Origin of the sequence: Chryseotalea sp. WA131a (genome assembly GCA_025370075.1) — a bacterium.
In the GTDB taxonomy this organism is placed as follows: Bacteria; Bacteroidota; Bacteroidia; order Cytophagales; family Cyclobacteriaceae; genus ELB16-189.
The window spans coordinates 1,953,988-1,965,943 of sequence record CP073016.1; the positions used below are offsets into that span (position 1 = coordinate 1,953,988).

9 protein-coding genes and 1 other RNA gene are annotated in these 11,956 nt (G+C 41.0%); 6 read left to right on the top strand and 4 right to left on the bottom strand.

What is annotated here, in order from left to right; translation table 11 throughout:
* Positions 1–20: 20 nt before the first annotated feature.
* Positions 21–1,160, bottom strand: a complete 1,140-nt coding sequence (locus KA713_08785) for a site-2 protease family protein (GenBank protein UXE68647.1) — start codon at positions 1,158–1,160, stop codon at positions 21–23.
* 171 nt (positions 1,161–1,331) lie between these two features.
* Here KA713_08785 and nhaD point away from each other — a divergent pair, with 171 nt between their 5' ends.
* The 6 genes from nhaD (at position 1,332) to ssrA (ending at position 9,955) form a co-directional block, all read left to right on the top strand.
* A complete protein-coding gene (gene nhaD / locus KA713_08790) occupies positions 1,332–2,627 on the top strand; it encodes a sodium:proton antiporter NhaD (GenBank protein UXE68648.1) in 1,296 nt (431 codons plus the stop codon).
* Between the two features lie 2,582 nt (positions 2,628–5,209).
* Positions 5,210–5,581: a DNA methylase gene (locus tag KA713_08795; GenBank protein UXE69086.1), complete on the top strand. Its 372-nt coding sequence runs from the start codon at positions 5,210–5,212 to the stop codon at positions 5,579–5,581.
* Between the two features lie 94 nt (positions 5,582–5,675).
* Positions 5,676–8,057 carry a carboxypeptidase-like regulatory domain-containing protein gene (locus tag KA713_08800; protein UXE68649.1) on the top strand — a complete coding sequence of 794 codons (2,382 nt, stop codon included), beginning with the start codon at positions 5,676–5,678 and terminating at the stop codon, positions 8,055–8,057.
* A gap of 5 nt (positions 8,058–8,062) precedes the next feature.
* Positions 8,063–9,022, top strand: coding sequence for a DUF4249 domain-containing protein (locus KA713_08805; GenBank protein UXE68650.1), 960 nt, complete (start codon positions 8,063–8,065; stop codon positions 9,020–9,022).
* 8 nt (positions 9,023–9,030) lie between these two features.
* Complete coding sequence (locus KA713_08810; GenBank protein ID UXE68651.1) at positions 9,031–9,411, top strand: ACT domain-containing protein; 381 nt, start codon at positions 9,031–9,033, stop codon at positions 9,409–9,411.
* Positions 9,412–9,561: 150 nt separating this feature from the next.
* Positions 9,562–9,955: a transfer-messenger RNA gene (gene ssrA, locus KA713_08815) on the top strand.
* Between the two features lie 273 nt (positions 9,956–10,228).
* Here the strand turns inward: ssrA and KA713_08820 are convergent.
* The 3 genes from KA713_08820 to KA713_08830 form a co-directional block, all read right to left on the bottom strand.
* Positions 10,229–10,441, bottom strand: a complete 213-nt coding sequence (locus KA713_08820) for a DUF2147 domain-containing protein (GenBank protein ID UXE68652.1) — start codon at positions 10,439–10,441, stop codon at positions 10,229–10,231.
* Between the two features lie 87 nt (positions 10,442–10,528).
* Entirely contained in the window at positions 10,529–11,410 is an 882-nt protein-coding gene (locus tag KA713_08825; protein ID UXE68653.1) for an alpha/beta hydrolase, read from the bottom strand.
* Between the two features lie 47 nt (positions 11,411–11,457).
* Entirely contained in the window at positions 11,458–11,892 is a 435-nt protein-coding gene (locus KA713_08830; protein UXE68654.1) for a DUF2147 domain-containing protein, read from the bottom strand.
* Between the last annotated feature and the right edge of the window lie 64 nt (positions 11,893–11,956).

The following is an 11,956-nucleotide window of genomic DNA, read 5'->3' on the forward strand; positions in this document are numbered from 1 at the left end:
AATCCCCAAATGCCATTGAATTATGGAGCCGGATTTAAAATCACTACTGCATTCAGCGGCTGCGGTGTAAAACAAAGAATGAAAATTAAGATGGTGAGCCACCCCAAAACAATGCGCGAAGTACTCAAAGGCTCTTCTATTTCGGATGGCGGATGCTGGATGCCTACAAATCTTCCCAAAATAAAAATAAATAACAACCAACCCGGATAACCGTGCAGGGTTGGGAAAAAATAAGTCAACGCATATTGGATTGTAAAAATGAGTAGTGCCGCCAAAATGTTATCGCGCAGGTTAAGGTGCAATCCTTTCAAAGCAAAAAACAAAAAACCAACATACAAGGGTATGTAGAGAAGCAAATCTTTTGCAGGTTGATAGGGGTTGATGTAACCCAGCCCAGCATAAAACAGAAAACCAATAAAAAAAAATGTGGCAATTCTCCGGTGCCATTTAAAACCTAGCAACCCATACACCACGTGGCCTCCATCCAATTGACCAATCGGCAGTAAATTCATGCTGGTAAAAACCAGGGAAAGAAATCCAGCAAGCAGATAGGGATAGTGCATCAACTCATGCACGTTGGGTACGCGAGCAGGATCACCCACAAACTTTTCAAAAAACAAGAGCAACAAATTTTTGCCTACCGTAATATCGAGCACATTTTTGGGCATGTTGTTTATGTCGTAAACATAATCGGCATACTCCAAGCCGTATTGCTGATACTCTGGGTAAAATTGAAAAACATATTCAGGAGGAGGCAAGTGTGTAAACCCATACCACAAAACACCAAGCGACACCACAAATCCCGCCAAGGGGCCGGCAATGCCAATGTCAAAATTTTCCTTCGTGGAACGGATGGGGCTTTTCATACGAATGAGTGCCCCAAGGGTACCTAACATAAACGGTGGCGGCAGCGGAATAAAATAGGGCAGCGTAACCTTTACTCGGTAATAGAGCGCAACAAAGTAGTGACCAAATTCATGTGCTGTTAAAATCAACAAAAACGGAACTGAATAATGCATCCCCACCAAAAAGTCTTGCCAATTGTATGCACCCGACAAAATGGATTTACCAGTTGTCCACTCGGTGCCAGCAAATGTGGTGGTAAGAAAGGTAATAGCAAACAAAGCAAAGTGAAGCAAATAAGTTTTGGTGCGTTGCATGAATGAGAGCAGGCGTAAAGATGAAAGTGATTTGAATATGTATATTAAGAAGGCCCAAAGATACTCAGAAACTCAATCGATAAAGCCTCAATAAGTGTTAGAAAATTAATTAAACGGTCATTTTGGGTTCGGGAATTTCTCCTATATTTACCATGTACCTAACCCATTTCTATGGAAACCATAGTCATTCTCGTATTTGTTGTAGGATACATAGCCATTGCGCTTGAGCATCCCATCAAAATAAATAAAACAGCATCGGCATTGCTTACGGGTGTGCTTTGCTGGACCATTCATGCCCTTACCTCGGCCGAAGGACCCGATAAGGTAGTAGGGCAACTCTCCCATCATTTGGCCAACGTTTCAGAAATACTTTTCTTCTTGATGGGCGCCATGACGATTGTGGAATTGGTAGATGCCTACCAAGGGTTTCGCCTCATCACCGACCGCATCAACACCAAAAACCCAAAAATTCTTTTGTGGCTTATTTGCTTTGTTACGTTTTTTCTTTCCTCTATCCTTGATAACCTCACCACTTCTATTGTGATGATTTCCCTCATTCGCAAACTCATTCCCAATAAAGAGATGCGGATGTTTTTTGCCGGCATGATCATCATTGCAGCCAATGCCGGTGGCGCATGGACACCGATTGGCGATGTTACTACCACCATGCTCTGGATTGGTGGACAGATCAGTACCTTCAATATTATGAAAGTTTTGTTTGTGCCCAGCATCATGTGCTTATTAGTGCCATTGATTTATTTAAGTTTTACACTAAAAGGTGAATTGGGTGAAGCACATAATACGGCACACATGCACACACATGGGCATGGAAACGAAAAAATAAAGGGCAGCACAGTGATGTTAATTTTAGGAGTTGGTGCGCTGGTTTTTGTTCCTGTGTTTAAAACCGTTACCCATTTGCCACCTTATATTGGCATGTTGTTAGGACTGGGTGTGCTGTGGGTAATTTCAGAAATGATCAACCCCCATGCAGATGAAGCTGCACGCAGGCCCTTTTCAGCCGCAGGTGCATTGTCTAGGATTGATTCTTCGAGCGTTCTTTTTTTCTTAGGAATTTTGTTGGCCGTGGGCGCATTGGAGTCGATGGAGATTTTGACCCACTTTGCTACTTTGTTAAATACAACTTTTGGGGACAATCGAATCATTGTTACACTCATCGGATTGCTTTCAGCCATTGTTGACAACGTGCCATTGGTGGCAGCCAGCATGGGCATGTATAGCTTAGAAATGTATCCACAAGATCATTTGATTTGGGAATACCTCGCCTATTGTGCTGGCACGGGCGGAAGTATATTAATTATTGGATCGGCTGCTGGGGTAGCTGTGATGGGCATGGAAAAAATCGACTTTATCTGGTACCTGAAAAAAATAAGTTTGATCGCCATGCTCGGCTACTTTGCCGGGGCTGCTTGCTATTTGGCAATCGATATTTTTATGGGGTATTGATTTAGCATCAGTCAATTTTGCTGTTCAGAATCTTGATGGATTTTTAGCTATTTTCATGGCTTGAATCCTTTTTAATGCCATTAAGCCTAAACGAAATTCGCAAGCGAGCTACAGAATTCTCCAAAGAATGGGAGAATGTGGTTGATGAGCGCGCAGAAGCACAATCTTTTTGGAATAGCTTTTTCAACATATTTGGTGTTGCGCGAAAACGGGTAGCAAATTTTGAGAAGCCCGTAAAAAAAGCAGATGGCCATCATGGCTTTATTGATCTCCTTTGGAAAGGGGTGGTGCTAGTTGAGCACAAAAGCAAAGGAAAAGATCTCCATTCTGCTTACCAACAAGCGAAAGACTATTTTCCTGGCCTCAAAGATGAAGAGCTTCCTCGATACATCATTGTTTCCAACTTTCAGGAGATCAAGCTCTTCGATTTAGAAAGCGAGACGGAGGCAGAGTTCAAACTGAAAGATCTTTACAAGAATATCAATTTGTTTGGTTTTCTCAGCGGCTACCAACAAAGGATTTACAAAGACCAGGAGCCTGTTAACATCAAGGCGGCAGAGTTAATGGGTGGTTTACACGATGCCCTGTTGGCGAATGGCTACCAAGGCCATGAGCTTGAGGTAATGTTAGTAAGACTCTTGTTCTGCCTTTTTGCAGAAGACACCACAATTTTTGAGAAGAGGCAGTTTACCGAATACATTGAGTTGCGAACCAAAGAAGATGGAAGTGATTTAGGAATTCATCTCGCTCAACTGTTTCAAACACTCAATACTTCCGAAGATAAGCGTCAAAAAAATTTAGACGAACAAGTTGCAGCATTTCCATACGTAAATGGTTTGCTGTTTGCTGAGCCGCTAAATCTTGCTTCCTTTAATAGCACCATGCGGAGCAAACTCTTAACTTGCTGTTACTTCGATTGGAGTGTAATATCTCCTGCCATTTTTGGATCCATGTTTCAAAGTGTGATGAATCCAAAGGAAAGGAGAAATCTAGGTGCGCACTATACAAGCGAAAAAAATATTCTAAAACTAATTCACGGCTTATTCTTAGATGAGTTACGTCAAGAGTTTGAATCTGTTAAAATCAATAAAAACAAACTTGAAAGGTTTCACGAAAAGATTTCCAAGTTGAAATTCTTGGATCCCGCATGCGGGAGCGGAAATTTTTTGATTATTACCTATCGCGAGTTGCGCTTGTTGGAGTTAGATATTCTCAAGATACTTTTCAAGGGGCAATTTGTAACTGACGTAAGTGCGCTAAGCAAAATTGATGTTGATGCGTTCTATGGAATTGAGTATGAAGAATTCCCAGCACAAATTGCAACGGTGGCTTTGTGGCTAATCGATCATCAAATGAATATGAAGCTTTCTTCTGAATTTGGAGAGTACTATAAAAGGCTTCCACTGAAGAAAAGTGCAACAATTGTACACGGCAACGCATTAAGGCTTGATTGGCAAAGTTTACTGAATCCCTTAAATAGTTATGACATAGAGGCCAATCATGTCAATATCTATGAGGTGAAAGAGCCTACCTTTCCATATGGCGAAGTCAATATTAAAGCGAAAAGCAGCACAGTTATCAAGGGCGAACGTCCGCCAACAAAAGAAGATGTTAAATTTGATTTTATTCTTGGCAATCCTCCGTTCATAGGTACGGCCTATCAAAATACAGAACAAAAGGCAGATATGATAAAAGTTTTTCAAGGTGTTAAATCATTTGGCATGCTTGACTACGTTTGCGCATGGTACATTACAGCTGCAAAATATATTCAGAACTCCAACACACAAGTAGCTTTTGTTTCAACTAACTCGATCTCGCAGGGAGAACAGCCAGCGATACTTTGGGCGGAATTATTCAAGTTAGGAATTAAGATTAAGTTTGGTCACAGAACATTTAGGTGGAACAATGAAGCGAAAGGAAATGCAGCTGTACATGTGGTTATTATTGGATTTCAAGTTGGCGATTACCAAAACAAATTCCTGTTTGAATATAATGATGTAAAAGGGCAGTCTCTTTCAAGGAAGGTAAAAAACATCAACCCTTATCTTGTTGCAGGAGATGATATCACCCTTTCATCCGTAAACAAACCGATTGTAAATGCTCCGGCAATGCAGTCAGGGAGCGCATTACGCGATGGTGGTTTCTTGATAATCTCTGATGAAGAAAGGAAAGCGTTTATAGAGAAACATCCTGAAGCAAAACGTATTATAAAGAAATTCTTTAGCGGAGATGAATTCATCAATGGCTTTCACAGATGGTGTTTGTGGCTTAAAGACGTGAGTCCATCCGACCTGAGGAAATACCCCGAAATCCTACTAAGGATTGAGGCTGTAAAGAAATTCCGAGAAGCAAGTACAAGAGAAAACACCAAAAAAATGGCTGCACTACCTTACCTGTTCGCTGAGGAACGTCAACCTACTTCTGATTTTCTGTTGATCCCAAAAGTCAGCTCTGAAAATCGAATTTACATACCCATCGGCTATATGGGAAAAGATGATATCATCACAGATAAAAACTTCTTTATACCAAAAGCATCGTTTTTTCATTTTGGCATCTTAACTTCTCTAATTCATATGACTTGGATGAGATATGCTTGTGGTCGGTTAGAAAGCAGATACAGTTATTCTAACACCATTGTATACAATAACTTCCCTTGGCCACAAAATTTACCTAAACAAAAAGTGATTGGTGTAGAGAAACTTGCTCAACAAGTTCTAAAAGTAAGGGAACGATACCCAAAAAGCACGTTAGCAGATCTGTATGATCCACTAACAATGCCTGCTGACCTGTTAAAGGCTCATAGGGACCTTGATAAATTTGTTGATAGCTGTTATCGTCCTCAGCCCTTCGAAAATGAAATGCAACGCATTGAGTTTTTGTTTGATCTATACAAACAATACACACAACCACTTTTTGGCTCTGAGAAGAAAAAGCGATCAAGAAAAAGTCAGTAAATCTCATTTAGACTATTTATTAAAAATTTCCGTCTATCCGTGTAACAATTTCACGGTTTTTACGCTTTACCTACGGGTTTCCTTAAACAATTCTATGCGACAGATCTTTACTGGCTTCTTTTTGCTGCTTTCTTTTGCCCTTTATGCCCAACCAACGGGCAAATTCACCATCAGTGGCTACATCAAAGATGTAGCAAACGGTGAGGCACTTATCGGTGCAACCGTTTACATCAAAGAAACGGGTACGGGAGCGATCACCAACGAATACGGCTTTTACTCCATCACGCTCCCCCCTGCCACCTACAATTTGAATTACAGCTACGTGGGCTACTCCAGTTTGCCCAAAATCCTTGAGCTCAATAAAAACGAGCGGCTAGATATAGAATTAACGGGCGATGCGCAGCAGTTGCAAGAGGTGGTGATTCAAGGTGAACTGGAGCAAGCCAACGTGCAAAACTTAGAAATGAGCACGAACAAATTAGAAATCAAAACCATTCAAAAGATCCCAGCCTTTTTGGGCGAGGTTGATATCATCAAAAGTTTGCAATTGTTGCCGGGAGTTAGCACCGTGGGGGAAGGAGCCAGCGGTTTCAACGTGCGGGGCGGTAGCGTAGGTCAGAATTTGATTTTGTTGGATGAAGCACCTGTTTACAATTCATCGCACCTGTTAGGTTTCTTTTCGGTGTTCAATCCAGATGCAGTAAAAGATGTGAAACTCTATAAAGGAGGAATCCCCGCTCGCTATGGCGGACGTTTATCTTCGTTGCTCGATGTGCGTATGAAAGAAGGCAACAGCAAAAAACCTGAAGTTACCGGTGGTATCGGAACGATTTTTAGCCGCATTGCTGTTGAAGCTCCCATTGTTAAAGACAAAGCTTCCTTCATTATTGCTTTGCGCAGATCGTATATCGATGTGTTGGCCAGGCCATTTGTAAAACTTTTGCAGGATGGCGGTGCATTGAATTTTTATGATATCACGTTAAAAGCTAACTATAATATCAATCCAAAAAACAGGGTGTACTTATCAGGCTACTTTGGTCGCGATAACTTTAAGTTTGATAGAGGCCAAGGTTTTAGCTGGGGAAATGCTACGGGCACGTTACGCTGGAATCATATCTTTAATGATCGGTTGTTCTCCAACTTTACTGCCGTGTACAGTAACTATGATTACAGCTTGCAATTTGGTCGCGATGAAAGAGATTCTTTCAAATGGAATTCACTCATCTCAAACTATATTTTAAAACCACAGTTCACTTATTTCATCAATAGTAACAATGAATTAAATTTTGGAGCGGAGGCGATCTATTACAACTTTGAACCGGCCAATGCAGTGGGCGTGAGCAATGGGGTGCCAACCGATGTCAGCATTCCAAAAAAATATAACCTTGAAACTTCCGTGTACCTGAGCAACTCCCAAAAAATCAGTCAAGCTTTTTCCATTGATTATGGTTTGAGGTATTCAATATTCAATTCATTCGGGCCTGACTCTACGTACACTTATAGTAATGAAGTGCCCGGCAAGAGAAGAACGCCTATTGGTTCTCAATATCACAAGAGTGGTGAAATAATCGCCACCTATGGAAATTTTGAGCCGCGGCTTTCCTTCAAAATTCAAGCAACACCCAGTTCATCTATAAAAGGAAGTTACAATCGGATGGTTCAATACTTGCACTTGATTTCGAACACCACTGCATCAAATCCTTTGGATGTTTGGAATCCTAGTTCAAAAAATATTAAGCCTCAGATTGGAGATCAATACACCTTGGGCTGGTTCAAAGATGTAGGAGAAAAAAAGCAATATGAATTATCATTGGAAGGATATGTGAGGTTCAATCAAAATCAAGTGGATTATATCAACGGAGCCGACTTGCTCATCAATCGATACTTGGAAGGTGACTTGTTGGTAGGTGATGGAAGAGCGTATGGATTGGAAACTTACTTCCAAAAGAAAACAGGTCGGTTGACGGGCTGGGTAAGTTATACACTTGGCAGAACCGAATTAAAAGTGGAAGGTATCAACCGTAACGAATGGTTTCCCACCCGCTTCAACCAAACACACAATTTAAAAATTGCGGCCTTCTACGAAATCAACAAACGTTGGTCGTTTTCTGCAGACTTTATTTATACATCAGGAACGCCAGCCACCTTCCCTACTTCGCGGGCGGTAGTGCAAGGCATTGTGGTTCCTTACAACGCCAATGAATCGCGTGGCAACGTAAACTTACCCGACTACCACCGTTTGGATATTTCATTTCGATTGGAAGGCAAGAAAGAGAAACATGGTAAGACTCGAAAGAACAGCGATTACTGGGTATTTGGTCTCTACAATGTGTACGCCCGACAAAATCCATTCTCCATTTATTTTTCTCAGAACGACAAGCGCGTGCCAGAAGGGCAACCGATCAGTTCGCAGGCTACACAGTTGGCCATTATTGGAACCATTGTGCCTTCTATCTCTTACAATTTTAAATTTTGATGATTATGAAAAACTCAACCTATATCCTTTTGTTTTTTGTTAGCGTACTATCTCTTTTTTCGTGCGAAACAAAGATTGATCCCGCTCTAGAACAAGTTGAACCAGTTTTGGTGGTGGATGCATGGCTTACCAACAAGCCCGGAAATCAAACTATTATCTTAACGCAAACTCAAAACTATTTTGATTCTTCTACACCGCCTCCTGTAACAGGAGCAACTGTTTCAGTCACTGATAACAACAATAAAGTTTTTTCATTTGTTGAAAATACGGCAAAGCCAGGTTACTATATCTGGAAACCAGTTAGTAATGAAACGATTGGTGTGGTAGGAAGTTCCTACAAGCTATCGATCCTCACCAATGGTGAAACTTATTCTGCTGAATCGCGCATGGGGCCAACAACGCCCATCGATAGTATTACGTTCAAGAAAAACGAGCCCACACAACAAAACCCAGATTTCTATCGAGGGCAGTTTTATGCAAAAGATGTGATTGGGAAAGGTGATACCTATTGGATTCGTACTTACAAAAATGGCGTGCTATTAAATAAGCCAAGCGATATCAATATTGCTTATGATGCAGGGTTTGATGCAGGTGGCAGTTTCTTTAGTAGGATCGGTAAAACAAAAGACGGCAAAAGAGATTCAATCATTCTTGTAGATTTTATTCCACCTATCCGCGGGCGGATTAATCCGAACGATACCGATGCCAACGATAACGCATTGTCTCCGTATGTACCAGGTGATTCTGTTTATGTAGAGATTCACTCTATCACCGTGGCTGCATTTGAATACCTCAATCAAGTAAGTCAACAGACCAACCGGCCTGGTGGGTTTTCAGAGTTATTTGCCCGACCTATCGATAATGTTTCTACGAATATTGTAAATGTGAACTCGAAAGAAAAAAAAGCCGTTGGTTTTTTTAATGTGGCCGCTGTATCTGGTAAAGGACAGAAGTTCAAACAATAAGTAGTGGTGTGGTGTTGCACGTTATTATTTTGCCGATGCGTTTTACGGTGTGCCAGCTACCGCTGAACAAGCCCATTCCTGATTGGGTATATGCGTCTTCATTTTATTCTATTTCCAAAACAACGGATGAATTATCTGTAGTTTGTGAAGAATATTTGGTAAAAGGCGAGATCAAAAAAAGTATTGGTTGGAAATTGCTAAAAATTAATGCGGAGCTCGACCTTTCATTGACGGGCATCACGGCTCAATTTTCAACGGCTTTAGCAAAGGCAGGCGTGAACCTTTCGGTGATTGCCACTTACAATACAGACTATATTTTGGTAGAGAACTTTAAGTTGGATGTAGCCATTCAGGCACTACGAGGTGCAGGGTTTGAGGTAAGTGAATGATAATCTGAACTTTTTTTACTGTACTTTTGTCTTGCCCTTCGTAGCCTAGGCGAAGGAGGGCTTTCCTCACTAACAGAGGCTTTGTTTAGTTCCACCTTTGCTAAAGCTACGGAGGTTAAACCCTCCTACGCTAAAGCTACGGAGGTTAAAGGGGCTGACCGGTTTTGACAGGATGTGTGGGGGTGTGAGTAAGCATGCAGGCTCATGGGATGAGAGCCTTGAAAGATGGTCCCAACAATTTACGTGGCGAAAATACTTACGCCATGGCTGCTTAATCTGACGTATCGTTAGATTAGCTTGTCCCGCTTAAGAAGTGGGAGGCCATCATCGCCCAAACCTCTGTTCTGCGGGTTTGGATCAGCGGTGTCGACAGCTTGAACTGGGCCGCTCCGTTGTTGCGCGGGGCTGTCGAGAAAACAGTAACTAAGGAATTGATGAGGCTGTTGCCTGCCTTTTAGTTCCCGACAATCAAAGTCAACTAAGCATGTAGAAGGTACACGTTCATCTTCTCTGGACCAGGGTTCGATTCCCTGCAGCTCCACAAGCCCGCCATAGCTTTAGCGAAGGCGGGCTTTTTTTTATTTAGGTGTTAAAGTGTGCCTTCTTCGTTTTTCTTGATTGATGTCATGGTCATGGATTGCTAGTCCAACGAGCAAATCTACAATCCAACTTTCTTCACGAAGCATTATGCCCACCGAAACGAATGCGCTGAGGGTAACGATCACTGATTTATTGACTTTCTCCCTAAGTAGTACGTTGAATGATCCTGGCAGCGCAGTCCTAAAAGATGAGTAGATCAATTAGCTCTTTTCCAACTCTATTTAACTCCGAGCAACGGGCTGCCAATGTATCCTAAAACCTCCAGCGCATTTTCGTTTACCAATTTAATCTGGCAGTTGTAGGTTTTTCCGCTCTCCGGATCATAGATAGTACCCTTCCATTTTCCATCTGCATAAGCAAGATTCGAAATGATTTCGAGGCCTTCTAATTTTCTGTTGCGCTTGGGAGGGGATTTGGAACTGCGTCTCATCTCCAACACCAACGGAATATAGATAACATAACTATGAAATACACGTCAACCCCACGAAGTGCTAATATAATGTTGTGCACCGTTTCTCTATTTCGTCAAAAAGTCCTCAATTATTTTAAGCGTCTCTTTTGGTTGTTCCTCGTGCGGTGTGTGTCCGCAGTTTTTCATTATTGTCAAGTCTGATGTCATAATTTTTGAAGCATATATAATTGCATATTTTACCTCCAGATAGTTGTCTTGATCGCCCCAAATTATCTTTACTGGAATTCTAACTTCGCTCATCTTATTTTCTGTAACTGTCCATTTGCAATTTCGCTTTATTTTATAAGCTGCTCTTTGGTTTTGCCTAATTTTTAAAGGCTTGTATGTTTCATTTATGAGTGAATTATCAATGAGAGTTTGGTTAACGTAAACTTTTTGGTATGCTTTTTTAACTGCATTTTTTATAGCCATTTTTGATGCTAACTCCCCAATCAATGGATATTTTAAAATTTCCCACTCAAAAACATCTTTAACATTTAGTCCCGATGGGTCGATGAGTATTAGTTTTTCAACTTTGCCTGGAAATTTCTCTGCGTAATACAAAGCCCAACCACCACCCCAAGAGTTTCCAACAATACTTATTTTGTCAATTTGAAAATGAGTTAGGAAATGGTCAATAAAATTCGCAAAGTCGTCTAACTCATATTTTGGTTCATTTTCGGCAACAGTATAACCATGCCCTGGCATATCACAAGCATAAACAGTATGGTTTAGAGAAAGGCTATCAATAATATTACGCCAACTGTACATCCAAGTTCCACCACCGTGAATTAACAGTATTGGACTACCAACACCCTTTTTTAAACAATGTACTTTGTAATTGTCAAAAGTCAAAAACTTAGTTTCAAATTTAGTTTTAAAATCTATATGTTGTCCTTTTGCATTCATTGCGAAGATTGTCAAAGCGAGTAAAAATGTTCTTTGCATATAAGGTGTTTCTAGAGTCTGCAAAAGGGCGAACAAGGATTCATAGTCTATTCTTTATTATGAATACTTCTTTTCCAGGTTTCAGTTAGACCAAACATTGGTAAACCCACATAACCAGTTAGCTCCACGGTATTTTCGTTTACCAACTTTATCTGACTGTTGTAGGTTTTGCCACTCTCAGGAACATAGATAGTACCTTTCCATTTTCCATCTGCATACGCAAGACCAGAAATGATTTCGAGGCCTTCTAACTTTCTGTTGCGCTTGGTCGGATCGGGATTTTCGGAATCAGTTAGTGGCTTGCCGTTTCCGTCCACATCGGGTGTAAGCCAAATCATTTTGCCAAAATAGCGGGATTCCTTTTGATAGATTTCAATTTTTGCATCCTTATCTGAAGTAAGCCACACTCCTATTATGCGATTTGGTTGGGCGTTGACTTGCCCTAGAGAAATAAAGATGCCGATGCCGATTATCCTTTTCATATCCTTTTTTCTACCAAAGATGAAACAGCCTAGTTTTTTTGAGGGAAAGAAAATCACTGAAGCG